Raw genomic sequence first — 16,886 nt, 5'->3', positions numbered from 1 at the left:
TAATTATAAAATAGTTCGGCAAAAGTAGAAAAAAAAATTATTCATAATTTAGTACATAAGTCATGTAATAATTATTTATTTTCTTATAGTAGGCATAATATTTAACACTCGCTTTTTCATCAATAATCCAACATACAATAGGTTTATCACTTTTCAATTGAAAGGGTTCTACTCTATAGTGATTTAAGAAAGACCATAAGTTTCCATGGTGTATTTTATACAGGGCTTCTTTTAATCCCCATAGAATATGATAATAGTCCTTTTCCTCACCTTTTGGTATGAATTCAAATTCATCCTTTCGAATAAACTTATATTTTATAGTGTTAATTTTTTCATCTCTTTCTAATTCAATATCTACGCCAATGTTGAAAGATGAGGCACCAACACAGACTACTCCATGTGAATGAGATACGGAAATATTGTAAGTTCCTTCAACATAGGGTTTTCCTTCTTTAGTGTATTTCACGGTACTATCTAAACCTAAAGCCATCAAACAAGCTCGTAATCCCAAATATTCACGTTTTCTTTTAGGGGTTAAAGAATCATACTTACCTTGTCTTATGTTATCTAATTTTAATATCCGTAACAATTCCTCATTAGTTTCACTGACTTTCCAAGTAACTATTCTCGTAAAATAATCAGGTATAATAAAATCTACAATAGGCATTTAAGATAATTTAAATAGATTAGTAAATAAATATATAAAATTATGATAATTCTCTTATAACTCAGAATTGTAAAATACTTTGTAATAAAACATTTTCTTTTCTTCATCATACCCTTGCTCTAGAAAATCTTCGGAAGCTTCGGGTCTGTTAATATCCAATTTAATTTGAATATATGTGTCTAATTTGATATCAGTTTTAATTTTTCTTTTTTCCCTTGCTAAAGCATTGGTGGAAACATCAAAAATTTCCGAAAATTGGACCCCTGAGTTTTCTGAATAATCTTTTTTATATGATTTAAATTCATCAACCAAATTATAATTTTCCAATAATTCCTTCTCTAAAATTTCTTCAGTTATCGTTTCGTTTTCATTGAATACTTGAAGACAATTACTGATAAATTCAGTTTGAATTTTTTTTCCTTTTTCCTCAAAAATTACTTGTTGTGAAAAATCAGTTAATAAATTAATATAATTTTTAGTCTGATACGAATCATCTTTAATATAATCTACTTCCAGGAATGACTTTTTCCAATATTCGGATTCTACATGAGCATCATCATGTACCAATATTTTATAACCACTTTCTTTATGTGTATTAAGTATTAAACAACTCTTATCAATGGATGAGTCTAATCTAAAACCTTTCTGTATGGCGCATTCAACAATGTCAGAATGTTTAAATCGAAGAAATTTGTTTTTATTTTCTAATTTGAATATTCCGATGCCGGAAATTTTAGACTCCTGTCCAATATCAATATCATTGAATAAAGCAATAAAAATTTCGCCTTTTTTAATTTGTGGGTGATTGGATTTTTCGTAAAGGTGATCCAAAACTTTGTCTGAAAAACTGACAAAATCGATGGCATCTTCAAAAACATCTTTACATAAAGAATATAAAATATTAAAATTTATGTCTTGCGTATAATGTGTAAATTCATAGTATTCCAAATTTTTTTTAAAAGGGGAAAGGAAAAAGGGTTGCATAGACTCTTCTTCTTTTTCATTTAAATGAAATAAATCACCGGCATAAATGTTTTTTTCTTCACGAAGTTTATTACCGTAAAATTGTAAAGTTAATTTGGAAATTACAGCATGTTTTAAATTAATCGTCATAAATTTGCCTGATAAGAATTACAAAAGTAATTCATTTAAAAATATCAGTAAATAATATTCATTACTAATTTATTTTGATTATTGAAATTATGTAATTTACACAAAACAAACTCCTTGTTCTAAAATAAATTAGTGAAATCCAAAATCAAAAAATCTTATTTTCATTTAAAATGATATCAATATTTTTTAGAATTCAGTTAAAACTATTTTAAATAAAAATATTTATGAATTAACTTTAATATTCTTCTAAAAAATTTGAATTGGATTTTTATTAATTATTTATCTTATTCATTATAGAAATTCTACAAAAAACTAATTAATTACATTAAAATTAGAAATTTTAAATAGTTTATATTTGCAAACATTTAATAATATATGGGAACCACTCTAGAAAAAGAAATTAAAAGAAGGAAAACTTTTGGAATTATATCCCATCCGGATGCTGGTAAAACAACCTTAACAGAAAAATTACTTTTATTTGGTGGAGCAATTCAAGAAGCAGGAGCTGTAAAAAGCAATAAAATCAAAAAAGGGGCAACCTCAGATTTTATGGAGATTGAAAGACAAAGAGGTATTTCGGTTGCTACTTCCGTATTAGCCTTTGAATATAAAGGAAAAAAAATAAACATATTAGATACACCCGGGCATAAAGATTTTGCCGAAGATACCTATAGAACACTAACTGCCGTAGATTCAGTAATTGTAGTTATAGATGTAGCCAAAGGAGTTGAAGAACAAACTGAAAAATTGGTTCAAGTTTGTAGAATGAGGAATATTCCTATGTTGGTATTTATCAATAAACTCGATCGCGAGGGTAAAGATGCCTTTGATTTATTAGATGAAGTTGAACAAAAGTTACAATTAAGGGTTACACCATTATCTTGGCCCATCGGTATGGGATTAGATTTTCAAGGAATCTTTAATATGTGGGAGAATAATTTTAAATTCTTCACCGAAGAAAAAAAACAAAAAGTAGGAGAGAGTATTGAGATTAAAGATATAAATGATCCAATAGTAAATGAACTTATTGGCGACCAAGCAGCAGAAAATCTAAGGAATGAACAAGAATTAATACACTCGGTTTACCCAAAATTTTCAAAAGAAGAATATTTGAACGGAACCTTACAGCCGGTATTTTTCGGTTCCGCATTAAATAATTTTGGAGTTCAGGAATTATTAGATGCATTCGTTGAAATTGCACCCAATCCGCTACCTAAAATGAGCGATATACGATTAGTTAAACCGGAAGAAACGAGTTTTACGGGATTTGTATTTAAAATTCATGCCAATATGGATCCTAAACATCGGGATCGTTTAGCTTTTGTAAAAATTGTATCCGGAACTTTTAAACGAAATACCAATTATCTGCATGTACGTCAAAATAAAACCATGAAATTTAGCAGTCCTGCAGCCTTTTTTGCAGATAAAAAAGAGGTTGTGGAAGAAAGTTTTCCCGGAGATATTGTTGGTTTGCACGATACCGGTAATTTCAGGATCGGGGACACCTTAACAGAAGGAGAAAAATTAAATTTCAAGGGAATTCCATCGTTTTCACCGGAACATTTCCGTTATATAAATAATGAAGACCCTATGAAAACCAAGCAGTTGGCAAAAGGTATTGATCAATTAATGGATGAAGGAGTTGCGCAATTATTCACATTGGAAATGAATAACAGGAAAATCATAGGAACAGTGGGTGCGCTGCAATTTGAAGTAATACAATATCGTTTAGAACATGAGTATTCAGCAAAATGCAGTTATGAACCAATTCATATACATAAAGCATGTTGGGTGGAAACAGAGGATGAAAAATCATCGGAATTTTTAGAATTTAAGAGGGTGAAACAAAAATTCTTAGCTAAAGATAAGTTTGGGCAATTAGTCTTCTTAGCTGATTCTGCATTTAGTATAACCATGACTCAAGAAAAATTTCCATCGGTAAAACTTCATTTTACGAATGAATTTTAGGTAAAATATATAAAAAAACATTGTAAAAGAGAGCTAAAAAAAATTTAGCTCTCTTTTTTTAACGAACAATAGTATCTGTTACTATTATCTTAAAATATAAAATGCTATGCCTTCATATCTATAGACATTAATGGGAATATAACTTTTACCTTTACCTAAAACTAACGAACCATCTTCGGATATCCAGATTTTAAGTTCATTTTTGTTGGTGGTGAGCAAATGATCCGATTTCTTTTTATATGATTTGTAAAAACGATAAACCGGAATTGTATTAGGTTTATGAGTATTGAATGCATAACCGGATATGCCTTCAAAAATCCATCCTCCTTGTCCACCGTTTTTTAATTCGTTCCAATCAAGTGTAGATAAACGATCACCGTTTAAAAAATTATAATATCTGTATATAGGATAAGATCCTTCCACTTGATTAGCATAAATTTTTCCTAATATCCCCTCAAAATGATTATTTCCTAATTCATTATAATTTGATGTATAAAAATGCTGTCCGTTTATATTATATCTGTAGAAATTTTTTGTTTCCACATATGCATACCTGCCGGGATATTGTTCAGATATAAATCTTTTATCCATTTCGCTAAGTACGGTATTCCAACCGCTTGACCACCCATTTAAAGTTAAAGATGCAGGAATAGAATAAAGCATGATTGATTGACTGTCAAAAGAAGAATAATTAGTTGTAGTTGAATTATATTTATTTAAAACATTACTATCAACATACGCTTGGTTCCAATAATTAGGTTCTCCGGCATAATATTCATATACTTTTTGTCTATTCCACTGAATATTAGCAGCGGGGCTTTGATGCTCATGTTGTAAACCAAGTGCATGTCCGAATTCGTGAATTATTGTCCTTGAAAATTCATAATCAGGAGTTGAATCTGTAAACCACCCGAAATTCATGGTAGGAATACGTTGAGTAATGGATCTAGCATCAGTTCCAATATAAGACCAAGACTGACCACTATTATCAAAATTTATTTTTATATCAGCATATTGATAAGCAGGAACATATTCAAAGTTTAAATTAGCATATTTCAACCATTCACCGGCAAATTGTTTTACTTTATTCTGTAAATAAGAGTTTCCGTTTAAAAATTTAATTTTTATAGTTTGTCCTGTATTCCATTTATTAAATTTATTAATTACTCCATTAGCAATAACTTCTTGAGTTGAATCTTGGGGTTGAATAATGTCATCCGGTAAATAAGCATCTAAACAAAAATGTTCTTTTTGAGCTGTACTTTTGTCCGGTACAATATCAGAATTTAATGAATCTTCAGTACAGGAAACCATATATACAAATAGGCTTACGTTTAATAAAAATATGTAGGAAAATTTTTTCATATTTAAGATTTTTTAAGGTTTTATAAATCCAGAATAAATGTTTAATAATATTACTTTATATAAAATAATTAGAGTTATATAAAGTGATTTTAACATTTATTTACTTTTTGGATATTGCTTAGCAATAAATTTCTTGTCAGTAGAAGATAATTTATAATTGGGTTGACTATGCCAATGATTTAAAGTGAATGAAGCAGGAAATGAAATAAGCATGATAGAATGTTTATCAAAAGCCGAATAATTAGTTAATGCCTTGCTGTATTTATAAAAAATTTCAAAATCCACTTTGTCCTTATTCCAATAATTAGGTGCACCTTCAAAATAAGCATATACTACCGGTTTATTCCATTTTATATTCGAATTAGGGTTTTGATGTTCATGATGTAATCCAAGAACATGACCAAATTCATGAAGAATTGTTTTAGATAATTCATTTTCAGGAGTAAAATCCGTAAACCAACCAAAGTTCAAAGAAGGACTTTGTTGAGAAATGTATTTTGAATCGGTGCCCACATAAGACCATGATTTTCCGCTGTTATCAAAATTGATTTTAATATCGGCATATTGATCCGCAGTAACATATTTGAATGTTAAATTAGCGAACTGAAGCCATTCACTTGCATATGTTCTGACTTTATCTTGCAAATACGATGAACCATTTAAAAATTTGATTTTAATGGTATCTCCGGGATTCCATTTTTTTATAATGGTGGTTACACCATAACCGGAAACTTCTTTATCCAATTCTGAGGTCTGAAAATTATCTCCGGGTAGAAAGGCATCTACACAAAATTTTTCATTTTCTGAAGATTTGTTTTCAGGATAAATGTCTGAAGTTAATGATTCCTCATTACAAGAAACCAGAAAAGCAGATGAAAATAATAGTAAAAAAAAAGTAAAATTTTTCATAATCATAACATTTATAAATTTATCAAATATAGGAAAAAATATTTAATTTTATATTCTGAATTATAATTCAAAGTGTATATAATATTATGATTATGTGATATAATTGTATTTTTAAATTATTATATGGTAATTATATTTGATTAACCAATTGTCTTTTATAAAATTTTAAATACTGCAAAAAGCAGAAGTTTAATAAAAATTTAATTATTTATATTTTATAAAAAAGATAAAAAAATAAGTTTATTATAATTCAAATAATAAGTAAGTTTGCCTATCAGTTTAATAGGAATTAAACTTTGTTATTTTTTATATTGAATAAAATAATATTGCTTGTGAATAACCAATTATTTAAAATAGATCTTCGATTTTACACTTTGCTTTCTAAATATGTATACGTGCTAATCTTTCTATTTAGTACAACGATTTATCATTCACAAACTCTAAAAAAAGGCGAATTAGCGGTTGGTATTGACCTAACTTATGCTCCCTATGCCTATTTAGAAGGAATTCCCAGAGGGTTTGACCCTGACTTAATGAGATTAATAGGAGAAAAATTAAATCTTAAAGTAGTCTTTAAAGATACCAGAATAGAAAATATAATTATGGGCTTAAATGCAGGACATTATGATCTCATAGCATCTGCATTGTATATTAATCCGCAACGAGCTCAACAAGTTTCATTTTTACCCTATCTACAAACCGGAGGTGTATTGGTTGTTAGAAAAGACGAATCCTATCGTCCGTTATCCTTACAAGACTTATGCGGAAAGAAAATTTCTTCCATGAAAGGGGCGGCATGGATTCCTAAATTGAATGATGTTACCAAGAATTTCTGTTTTAAGAATAATAAACAAGCAATTGAAGTTAAAGAATACCCCAGCGCTCCCGAGGCTTCACATGCGTTATTATCCAAAGGCGTGGACGTACAATATGAAGATGCGGCAGTAGCTAAAATGTTAATTGACAGATTAGGAGATAAATTGGTAATTTCTACACATGAAATGATAGATCCCGTATTAATAGGTTTAGCATTTAAAAATGAAAACATAACCTTAAAAAATAAAATCGCACAAGTTATCCAAGAACTAAGAAAATCGGGAGAATATCAGCAGCTATTGGACAAATATAATTTGGCTTATCCAAGTCAAGAATTACTACATAAATATAAGATAGATGAAGAATCGATTTCATCTCAAGAAAAGAATACAATTTTCGATTGGAAATATTTTAAAAATCAATTTATTAACACAGATTTTTGGAAAGCTTGTTTAACTGTAATCGAATTAAGTACATTAACTTGGTGTATAGGAGTAGTTTTAGGCTTTTTGGTAGCATTAATGGGGCAGAGTACTCATTCATTTATAAGAACTATCTCGAAAGGTTATATTTGGTTTTTCAGGAGTTTACCTTTATTGGTATTATTAATATTTATATATAATCTACCTCAAATTTGGCCTCAAAGCTCGATAATACTATCCAATCCCTTCATATCCGGTTTAATAGCTTTAGTTTTAAGTGAAACAGCCTATATAGCGGAAATACATAGAGGAGCATTACAAGCGATACCCAAAGGACAATATGAGGCGGGAAAAGCACTGGGGTTATCCTACTGGGGAATCATGAGATTGATTGTTGCCCCGCAAACATTTAGGATAGCCTTACCGTCACTCGCTAATCAATACGTAACCATAGTTAAGTTAACCTCATTAGTATCGGTGATTTCCTTGACCGAAATATTGATGGTTGGACAGCAATTGTATACACGTAACTTTCTGGTTATGGAAACCCTGTTAGCAGTTGCTATCTATTATATACTAATAGTTACTTTGGTAACATGGATTATTAACAAATTTGAAGCAAAATTTGATGTCCATAAAAAAAGCACAGACATTGATAGTTCAATACAAGTTGATTTTGAAAAATTAAGAGAATATTCGAACATAAAAAATACGAATAAAGGTTCAACCGCTTTAGAATTAAAAAATATAACAAAAACATTTGGAACAACATTGGTATTAAATAATATATGTTTAAGCGTTCCTTGGGGAAAAGTAATCAGTATTATAGGTCCATCAGGATCCGGGAAAAGTACCTTAATAAGATCCATAAACGGTTTAGAAACAATAGATGAAGGAGATATTGAAATGGGAGAAGTTTCTCTTATACTTAAAAATAAAAGTAAATTTCATAAATCAAAAAAGAAACTTCAGGAAATGAGGATAGGTATGGTTTTTCAATCGTATAATCTTTTTCCACACAAAACGGTATTAGAAAATGTTATGTTGGCTCCTTTATATCATAAAAAAAACAAAGATAAACAGCTGCTGCGTATGTATGCATTGGCAATGTTAGATAAAGTAGGTATGTTGGTTCATGCCAATAAATACCCTCACCAATTATCAGGAGGGCAGCAACAGCGGGTAGCCATAGCAAGAGCATTGGCTATACAGCCCGACATTATGTTATTTGATGAACCTACTTCCGCTTTAGATCCCGAATTAGTTCAAGAAGTATTGAAAGTTATTAAAGAATTATCTAATGAAGGCATGACTATGATAATTGTTACTCATGAAATGAAATTCGCATTTGAAGTATCAGATAGAATTGTTTTTATGGAATCAGGAAAAATTTTATACAATGAAGAACCTCAACAAATGAAAAAATCCAAGGATGAAAGATTACTAAAATTCATTGGAAATGTTGCTCCCATCGATTATACTATTTAAAATAAACATAAGTAAATACAAGTATGAAGAATCTAAAAGAAGAAATAGGTATTTTACAAAGACGAAAAATTGAAGCAGAAATAATAAAACCTATATACGATATTTTAAAGAGAGAGTATGGACTTGAACAGGCAAAATCGATTATTGAAGAAGCCGTAGCTAATGCAGCCATTCAGGCCGGAAAAGATTTTGCCCAAAAAGAAGATGAGCCAACCTCAGTACAAAGTTTTGTAGCTCTCCAATATCTATGGGAAAAAGATGATGCACTTGAAACAGAAGTGGTTGTTAATAATGAGAACCAATATGATTATAACGTGAAAAGATGTCGATATGCAGAAATGTATCATGAAATGGGATTGGGCGAAATTGGATTTTTACTATCCTGCAACAGAGATGCTAAATTTATCGAAGGATATGCTCCAAACGTAAAATTAACCCGTCCCCATACTATAATGAATGGAGACGGTTTTTGTGATTTTCATTATAAACTAGAAAAAGGGAAAACAGATATTTCCAATGAATGATAATTTACATATAAATTCAAAGAGACTACAAACGTGGTTAGCCGATTTCGCTACCATAGGAGCTACACCAAATGGAGGGGTACATCGTTTAACGCTCACAGATTTAGATAAACAAGCTCGTGATTTGTTTGTATCTCTGGCGAAGAAAGCCGGGTGTTCAATAAAAATAGATGCAATGGGCAACATTTTCGCCAGACGATCCGGTGTAGATAACCGTTTGAATCCTGTACTTATAGGTTCTCACATAGATAGTCAGCCATTAGGAGGTAAGTACGACGGGATCTATGGGGTATTAGCAGCCCTGGAAGTTGTTTATTCATTGAATGACCATGATATAAAGACTGATCGCCCCATAGATGTTGTAAGCTGGACCAATGAGGAAGGTTCACGTTTCGCTCCTGCCATGATAGGTTCGGCCGTTTTTTCAGGGTTAACTTCTTTACAAGATGGTTGGTCGTGTAGAGATAGTGAAGGTAATACTATTAAACAAGAATTAGAAAGAATTGGATATGATGGAAAAGATAATTTTTCAAATTATAAAATTCATGCTTCACTGGAACTGCATATTGAGCAAGGTCCAATATTAGAAAACCATAATGAATTAATAGGAATCGTTACCGGCGCTTTAGGTCAAAAATGGTACGATGTTGAATTCACCGGGATGGCTTCTCATGCCGGAACAACCCCTATGGAAGTACGCCAAGATGCCTTACTGGGACTTGCCGAGGCAGTGCTTGAAGTCAACACAATAGGAAAAAATGAAAAACCGGAGGGCAGGGCAACTGTTGGAATGGTAAAAATTACCCCCAATTCAAGAAATGTAATTTCTGATAAAGCTTGGTTTTCAGTTGAATTTAGACATCCTTCAGAAAAAGGACTACAAAGGATGGATCAACAATTGTCTGAAAAAATACATCAAATAGCCGAGAAATTAAATTTAACCTATAGCATCCGTCCTATATTATCCTTTCCTCCCTTACCTTTTGATAAAACCTGCATTGAAGTGGTACGCAAAGTAGCTCAGAATTTAAATTATCCCCATAGAACAATGGTTTCAGGAGCCGGACATGACTCGTGTAATATTTCTAAAATAGCCCCGACTTCCATGATTTTTATACCCTGTATTAAAGGAATAAGTCATAATGAAAAGGAAGAAATTAAACCGGAATGGATGAATGCCGGTGCTAATGTTTTACTAAATGCAGTAAAACATTTATCTAATATCTAAAAGATAAGGAATAAACCAATTTATAGATTAAATAGATTAAATGGGTAAGGTAGAGCATTAAAGTTCTACCTTTTTAATTATCATTATAGATAAAATTATATAAAATCGTAAGGTGAAGTAAAAATGCTTAGACAATATGTCAGCTTGCAAAAAATTAATTATGACAAATGTTTATATAATGCTTCATGGCATAATCATTGAAATTGCATAAGCAATTATATAAGTAATAATAGTAGTATTTAGTATAATTAATAACCATAAGTAATTAAAGAAAAAATATAAACATGAGTAAAATTATAGGAATTGATTTAGGAACAACGAATTCTTGTGTAGCTGTAATGGAAGGTAGCGATCCTACCGTTATTACTAATGCTGAAGGAAAAAGAACTACTCCATCCGTAGTTGCTTTTATGGAAGATGGAGAAATTAAAGTGGGGGACCCTGCTAAAAGACAAGCAGTAACCAATCCACACAATACCGTATACTCCATAAAAAGATTTATGGGTACTAGATTTTCATCAGATGCAGGTGAAATTTCAAGAGTTCCTTATAAAGTAGTAAAAGGTGATTCCGATACTCCAAGAGTAGATATTAACGGAAGATTATATACTCCGCAAGAAATTTCAGCTATGATTCTTCAAAAAATGAAGAAAACAGCAGAAGATTTCTTAGGAGAAACTGTAGATCGAGCAGTAATTACAGTTCCTGCTTATTTTAATGATGCGCAAAGACAAGCAACGAAAGAAGCAGGTGAAATTGCCGGTTTAAAAGTAGAAAGAATTATAAATGAGCCTACAGCAGCAGCCTTGGCTTACGGATTAGATAAAGCTCATAAAGACCAAAAAGTAGCAGTATACGACCTAGGAGGAGGTACTTTTGATATTTCTATTCTTGACTTAGGAGACGGAGTATTTGAAGTATTATCAACTAATGGAGATACACACTTAGGAGGAGATGATTTTGATGATGTAATAATTAATTGGTTGGCAGAAGAATTCAAATCTGCAGAAGGTGTTGATTTAAAAGCAGATCCAATTGCATTACAAAGATTGAAAGAAGCCGCTGAAAAAGCTAAAGTAGAATTATCTTCATCTACTCAAACAGAGATTAATTTACCTTATATAACCGCTACAGCTTCCGGTCCAAAACATTTGGTAAAAACGTTAACCAGAGCAAAATTTGAACAATTAGCAGCCGATCTTGTTAAAAGATCTATGGAACCTTGTAAAAAAGCGTTAGAAGATGCAGGATTAAAAACATCAGATATTGATGAAGTATTATTAGTCGGAGGTTCAACACGTATCCCGGTGATCCAAGAAGAAGTAGAAAAATTTTTCGGTAAAAAACCTTCCAAAGGAGTGAACCCAGATGAAGTTGTTGCTATTGGAGCTGCAATTCAAGGAGGTGTATTAACGGGAGATGTAAAAGATGTTTTATTGTTAGATGTTACTCCACTTTCCTTGGGAATTGAAACTTACGGAGGTGTATTTACCAAATTAATTGATGCCAATACCACCATTCCAACTAAAAAATCTGAAACGTTTTCTACTGCAGCAGATAATCAACCGGCTGTTACTATTAGAGTAGGGCAAGGAGAACGACCTATGTTCAACGATAATAAAGAAATCGGAAAATTCGATTTAGTGGATATACCACCGGCACCAAGAGGAGTTCCACAAATTGAAGTAACCTTCGATATTGATGCTAACGGTATTTTAAGTGTATCGGCTAAAGATAAAGGAACCGGAAAAGAACAATCCATAAAAATTCAAGCATCTTCCGGATTAAGTGAAGCAGAAATTGAAAAAATGAAGAAAGAAGCAGAAGCTAACGCTGAAGCAGATAAAAAGAGAAAAGAAGAAGTTGAGAAATTAAATTCTGCGGATGCAATGATTTTCCAAACAGAAAAACAATTAAAAGAATTTGGAGAAAAATTACCGTCAGAGAAAAAACAACCGATTGAAGATGCGTTGGCAGACTTGAAAAAAGCACATGAAAGCAAAGACATTCCGGCAATTGAAACAGCAATGGAAAAAATTAATGCCGTATGGGCTTCCGCTTCAGAAGATTTATATAAATCCGGTCAAGCAGCTGAAGGAGCAAATCCGGGAGCTCAAGGCGGAAGAGAAGGATCATCAAGTAATCCTAATCAAGGAGGAGATAATGTTGAAGATGTTGATTTCGAAGAAGTGAAATAAAAATAAGAATAATACACAAGTATAATTGGAAAACCTCAGAATTTTAATTCTGAGGTTTTTTATGTATATATAGGGGGGAAAACAAATTGTACATATTTAATAAATTAAAAAAAGTTGGAAAATCCAATAAAGTAAAAGGATTTAATGATTTTTAAAATATTGGCTAGATAAACAAAATGTACATTTACTACCAATTTGTTACCATTTAAAATGCTTAATACCTCATCTATATTAATAAGCATTCTAAAAAAATAAAATCCTGTAGAAGCCTAATTTAAAAGGATTTATTTAACACTTAAATCTAAAAAAAGTATGTTTTATCATACTCTTTTTTTATTTGTTTTATTTTATATGCTAAAGAAAAGTTAGTTAGTCAAAAAATGAAAAAAACAGTATATTAATGTATAAATATTGCTTTAAAATGGTAAAAAAAGCAGAATAATAAATTCTCATCTCATTATTACTATATAAAGGCATAAAATTTTATATAAAATACGAAATATATTATACAAAAAAAGCTTTTTATTTTTAGGCATTTTTGTGTTTTTATGTACAATATGTTTTTCTAAAATGACTCATTTTGTTTTTTTTCAATTATAAATTAAAACAAATAAAAAAAATGTTAAAAATTGAATTTGGTATATAATCAATTAATTAGGTGGTAATATTTGTTAAAAAAAATCAATTTAAATTTTTATTTACTAATATTTTTACTTTAATAATTAATATTAATTTAATAGAAAACACAAAATTTGCATGAAAAAAAAATAAATTAAGTATCAAATTACTTTATAAGTGAGTATTTATTTATATTTGCATGCTAAATTTAGATATTGTTTATAAAATTATAACTGAATAATCATACAAAGTTAATTTATTTGTATATTGATCCAATATAAAATAACAGAAAATAAGATGTTTTTTTAACATAATGTTAACTTTGGCACGGTATTTAGTATAGTTTTAACACGAAATTGGATAAATTTAGATTCTACTACGTTTTAAGTGGAAGAATTAGAATTAAATAAATTTTGAATTAAATTATTTTACAAAAAAGAAAATTATGAAAAAGTTAGTGTTGTTTGCAGCAGTAGTTTTTGGATTATCAACTATGAATGCACAAAAAAACAGTATTTTATTAGGAGGTAATGTAGGTTACAACCACACCGAAAACAAATTTGGAGGAAATTCAGGAAAACAAAAATTGGACACTTACGAATGGGCTCCTTATTTAGGATATCAATTTACTGATCATTTAACTATTGGAGCAAAAGTAGCTTTTACAAAAGCGGATTTAGATAGTAAAGCACTTCAAGAATCTAATTTACTTGATGGAGATACTAAAACTTCAAAAATCGGAGGTTTTATACGTTATTCACAACCATTAAGTGAAACTTTTGCAGTATATGCTGATTTGGGTGCAGGTTGGCAAGAGCAAAAAACCAAAGGACACGATGCTTTAGCAAAATATGAAAATAAAGCAGATGGATTTTACATCGGATTCAATCCGGCATTATTCATTAACTTCAAAAATAATTTTGGATTGAATTTTAGCATTGGTGGAGTTGAATACAACCACTTAAAAGAAAAAGGAACAAAAAATAAATCTAATGGGGTTGATGTAACTTTTGGAAATGCTTTCAATATTGGTATTTCTAAAAACTTTTCACTATAATTTAATTATAGTATAAAATTATTTAACGCAAGTTATATAACTAATTAAAAAGAAAAAGCATGAAAAAAATTATAATAGCAACCCTTACCCTTTTTAGTGTGTTGTCTGCCCAAGCTCAAAAGAATTCTATCCTTTTGGGTACAGATTTTAGCCTTAAAAGAGTTAATGGTTATAATGACGAAAAAACCAATAATGTTACATTTACACCTGTAATAGCTTATGAAGTAGCAGATAATTGGTTTGTAGGAGCTAAAACCAGCCTATCTTTTGATAAACATACTTATTCAAGTGATCAACTTCTAGATACAAAAATACAAGATAAAGCTTACGAAAGTAGAATTGGTGGTTTTGTTCGTTACTATAAACCTTTTAATGAAACTTTTGGTATATATGCAGATCTAGGGGCCGGATATCAACAGTATCGCTCTGATAGCAAAATAGATTCAGGTAGTCCAATTTATAATGAGGCTGATATGATCGAAGGTAATAGAGTTAGAGGATATGGATATTACATCGATTTTGCCCCTGCTTTATTTATAAACTTTAAAAATAATTTTGGGTTAAATGTTTCTTTTGGAGGAGTTGAATGGAGCGACACAAAAGAAAACGTAGCCTTGGATTATAAAAATTATAACAAGAGCAAAGATTTTGACCTAACGTTTGGAAAATCTATTCACGTAGGAGTTACTAAAAAATTCAGTTTTTAATTTTATAAATAAAAAAATAATATAAAAACCTCTGATTTATTTCAGAGGTTTTTTTGTTGATTAAAAGTGATAAATAAGTAAATTTGCTAGTATTATAAATAAATGTATTATGGCATTATCTAAGATTAATCCAACAGAAACCCGCGCATGGCAATTATTAAAAGAACATTACGACCAAATAAAAGATAAACACCTTCGTCAATGGTTTAAAGAAGATCCTCAAAGATTTGATAAATTTTCAATACAATTTAATGATATTCTTTTTGATTATTCTAAGAACAGAATAGAAGAAAAAACATTGAAATTATTAATTCAACTGGCTGAGGAAACCCAAGTTAAAGAAGCTATTGAAAAGCAGTTTAGTGGCGATAAAATTAATGAGACAGAAAATAGAGCAGTTTTACACACAGCATTAAGAAATCGAAAAAATACACCGGTTATAGTTGATGGAGAAGATTTAATGCCTAAGATAAACAAAGTCCTTTCGCAAATGCAAAAATTTTCTGAATCAGTAATTTCGGGCGAATGGAAAGGCTATTCAGGAAAAGCAATTACTGATGTGGTTAATATTGGTATTGGTGGTTCTGACTTAGGACCTTTAATGGTTGTAGAAGGGCTAAAATATTATAAAACCAGACTCAATTTACATTTTGTATCCAATATTGATGGAACTCACATAGTAGAAACATTGAAACCGTTAAATCCGGAAACAACAATGTTTATTGTGGCATCTAAAACATTTACTACTCAAGAAACTATGACCAATGCTCAAACAGCAAAGGATTGGTTTTTAAAATCAGCAAAATTAGAATCTGAAGTAGCCAAACATTTTGTCGCCCTATCAACCAATCAAGAAGCCGTAACAAAATTTGGAATCAACCAAGACAATATGTTTGAATTTTGGGATTGGGTAGGTGGAAGATATTCTATTTGGTCAGCTATTGGACTGAGCATATGTTTAGCTGTCGGATATGACAATTTTACCGAATTATTAGAAGGAGGAAATGAAATTGATTTACATTTTAGAAATACGGAACTAAATAAAAACATACCGGTAATTTTAGCCCTATTAGGTATTTGGTATAATAACTTTTTTGGCGCGGAAGATGTTGCTTTACTTCCCTATGAACAATATTTACACCGGTTTGCAGCCTATTTTCAACAAGGAGATATGGAATCCAATGGTAAATATATAGACCGAAGCGGTAAAAAAGTTGATTATCAGACCGGACCAATAATTTTCGGAGAACCGGGAACCAATGGACAACATGCATTTTATCAATTGATACATCAAGGAACAAAACTTATTCCTTGTGATTTTTTTGCAGGTGCTCAAACACTAAATAAAGTCTCAGATCATCATGAAAAACTTATATCCAACTTTTTCGCTCAAACAGAAGCTTTAGCTTTTGGTAAAACGGAAGAAGTAGTTTATAAAGAATTAAAAGATCAGGGTAAAAATGAAGAGGAAATTAATAAATTAAAACCATATAAAATATTTGAAGGAAATCGTCCAACCAATTCCTTTTTGTATAAAATTCTAACACCTAAATTACTAGGAAAATTAATTGCTATATATGAGCAAAAAATATTTGTACAAGGAGTTATCTGGAATATTTTCAGTTTCGATCAATGGGGCGTAGAATTAGGCAAACAATTGGCTAACAAAGTGCTGCCTGAATTATCAGGAGATCAAGAAATAACCACACATGATTCATCAACTAATGGGCTGATAAATGCCTATAAAAAAATGAGATAATTTTATATCTGATTTAATAAAAAAAAGATCGTCTCATCAGACGATCT

At 30.4% G+C, this 16,886-nt stretch carries 12 protein-coding genes; 8 read left to right on the top strand and 4 right to left on the bottom strand.

The window, feature by feature from the left end:
* Nucleotides 1–37: 37 nt before the first annotated feature.
* Both GFV01_RS00635 and GFV01_RS00630 read right to left on the bottom strand, forming a co-directional pair.
* A complete protein-coding gene (locus GFV01_RS00635; RefSeq protein WP_160541985.1) occupies nt 38–667 on the bottom strand; it encodes a 4'-phosphopantetheinyl transferase superfamily protein in 630 nt (209 codons plus the stop codon).
* Between the two features lie 54 nt (nt 668–721).
* Nucleotides 722–1,780 (bottom strand): nucleoid-associated protein, encoded by a 1,059-nt coding sequence (locus tag GFV01_RS00630; protein ID WP_160564070.1) that lies wholly within the window; start codon nt 1,778–1,780, stop codon nt 722–724.
* Nucleotides 1,781–2,155: 375 nt separating this feature from the next.
* Between GFV01_RS00630 and GFV01_RS00625 the strand changes: the two genes are divergently transcribed.
* Nucleotides 2,156–3,748, top strand: a complete 1,593-nt coding sequence (locus GFV01_RS00625) for a peptide chain release factor 3 (protein WP_105297977.1) — start codon at nt 2,156–2,158, stop codon at nt 3,746–3,748.
* Between the two features lie 84 nt (nt 3,749–3,832).
* Here GFV01_RS00625 and GFV01_RS10080 read toward each other — a convergent pair whose 3' ends face one another.
* Together GFV01_RS10080 and GFV01_RS00615 are read right to left on the bottom strand one after the other, a co-directional pair.
* The gene (locus tag GFV01_RS10080; protein ID WP_185150306.1) at nt 3,833–5,113 is read right to left on the bottom strand and encodes a matrixin family metalloprotease; all 1,281 of its coding nucleotides are present in this window, start codon (nt 5,111–5,113) and stop codon (nt 3,833–3,835) included.
* Between the two features lie 96 nt (nt 5,114–5,209).
* Nucleotides 5,210–6,022, bottom strand: coding sequence for a M12 family metallopeptidase (locus GFV01_RS00615; protein ID WP_160564068.1), 813 nt, complete (start codon nt 6,020–6,022; stop codon nt 5,210–5,212).
* Between the two features lie 332 nt (nt 6,023–6,354).
* Between GFV01_RS00615 and GFV01_RS10250 the strand changes: the two genes are divergently transcribed.
* The 7 genes from GFV01_RS10250 (at nt 6,355) to pgi (ending at nt 16,839) form a co-directional block, all read left to right on the top strand.
* Nucleotides 6,355–8,748 (top strand): ABC transporter permease subunit, encoded by a 2,394-nt coding sequence (locus GFV01_RS10250; protein WP_160564066.1) that lies wholly within the window; start codon nt 6,355–6,357, stop codon nt 8,746–8,748.
* Between the two features lie 23 nt (nt 8,749–8,771).
* Nucleotides 8,772–9,272: an L-2-amino-thiazoline-4-carboxylic acid hydrolase gene (locus tag GFV01_RS00605; protein WP_160564064.1), complete on the top strand. Its 501-nt coding sequence runs from the start codon at nt 8,772–8,774 to the stop codon at nt 9,270–9,272.
* Complete coding sequence (locus GFV01_RS00600; protein WP_160564062.1) at nt 9,265–10,500, top strand: M20 family metallo-hydrolase; 1,236 nt, start codon at nt 9,265–9,267, stop codon at nt 10,498–10,500. The genes GFV01_RS00605 and GFV01_RS00600 overlap by 8 nt, the downstream gene beginning before the upstream one ends.
* 284 nt (nt 10,501–10,784) lie before the next feature.
* Complete coding sequence (dnaK, locus tag GFV01_RS00595; protein WP_160564060.1) at nt 10,785–12,698, top strand: molecular chaperone DnaK; 1,914 nt, start codon at nt 10,785–10,787, stop codon at nt 12,696–12,698.
* A 1,063-nt stretch (nt 12,699–13,761) separates the two neighbouring features.
* Nucleotides 13,762–14,373: an outer membrane beta-barrel protein gene (locus GFV01_RS00590; RefSeq protein WP_160557199.1), complete on the top strand. Its 612-nt coding sequence runs from the start codon at nt 13,762–13,764 to the stop codon at nt 14,371–14,373.
* A 59-nt stretch (nt 14,374–14,432) separates the two neighbouring features.
* The gene (locus GFV01_RS00585) at nt 14,433–15,080 is read left to right on the top strand and encodes an outer membrane beta-barrel protein (protein WP_160557200.1); all 648 of its coding nucleotides are present in this window, start codon (nt 14,433–14,435) and stop codon (nt 15,078–15,080) included.
* Between the two features lie 109 nt (nt 15,081–15,189).
* Nucleotides 15,190–16,839, top strand: a complete 1,650-nt coding sequence (gene pgi / locus GFV01_RS00580; protein ID WP_160564058.1) for a glucose-6-phosphate isomerase — start codon at nt 15,190–15,192, stop codon at nt 16,837–16,839.
* Nucleotides 16,840–16,886: the final 47 nt, after the last annotated feature.

Origin of the sequence: Apibacter sp. B2912, from assembly GCF_009827835.1 — a bacterium.
Taxonomy (GTDB): Bacteria; Bacteroidota; Bacteroidia; order Flavobacteriales; family Weeksellaceae; genus Apibacter.
This window is presented reverse-complemented; position numbering and strand designations above follow the sequence as displayed.

What these genes read in the sequence shown, in the direction of transcription:
- GFV01_RS00635 (WP_160541985.1), bottom strand. Translation starts at nt 667, where the DNA reads ATGCCTATTGTAGATTTTATTATACCTGATTATTTTACGAGAATAGTT.
- GFV01_RS00630 (WP_160564070.1), bottom strand. Translation starts at nt 1,780, where the DNA reads ATGACGATTAATTTAAAACATGCTGTAATTTCCAAATTAACTTTACAA.
- GFV01_RS00625 (WP_105297977.1), top strand. Translation starts at nt 2,156, where the DNA reads ATGGGAACCACTCTAGAAAAAGAAATTAAAAGAAGGAAAACTTTTGGA.
- GFV01_RS10080 (WP_185150306.1), bottom strand. Translation starts at nt 5,113, where the DNA reads ATGAAAAAATTTTCCTACATATTTTTATTAAACGTAAGCCTATTTGTA.
- GFV01_RS00615 (WP_160564068.1), bottom strand. Translation starts at nt 6,022, where the DNA reads ATGAAAAATTTTACTTTTTTTTTACTATTATTTTCATCTGCTTTTCTG.
- GFV01_RS00605 (WP_160564064.1), top strand. Translation starts at nt 8,772, where the DNA reads ATGAAGAATCTAAAAGAAGAAATAGGTATTTTACAAAGACGAAAAATT.
- GFV01_RS00600 (WP_160564062.1), top strand. Translation starts at nt 9,265, where the DNA reads ATGAATGATAATTTACATATAAATTCAAAGAGACTACAAACGTGGTTA.
- dnaK (WP_160564060.1), top strand. Translation starts at nt 10,785, where the DNA reads ATGAGTAAAATTATAGGAATTGATTTAGGAACAACGAATTCTTGTGTA.
- GFV01_RS00590 (WP_160557199.1), top strand. Translation starts at nt 13,762, where the DNA reads ATGAAAAAGTTAGTGTTGTTTGCAGCAGTAGTTTTTGGATTATCAACT.
- GFV01_RS00585 (WP_160557200.1), top strand. Translation starts at nt 14,433, where the DNA reads ATGAAAAAAATTATAATAGCAACCCTTACCCTTTTTAGTGTGTTGTCT.
- pgi (WP_160564058.1), top strand. Translation starts at nt 15,190, where the DNA reads ATGGCATTATCTAAGATTAATCCAACAGAAACCCGCGCATGGCAATTA.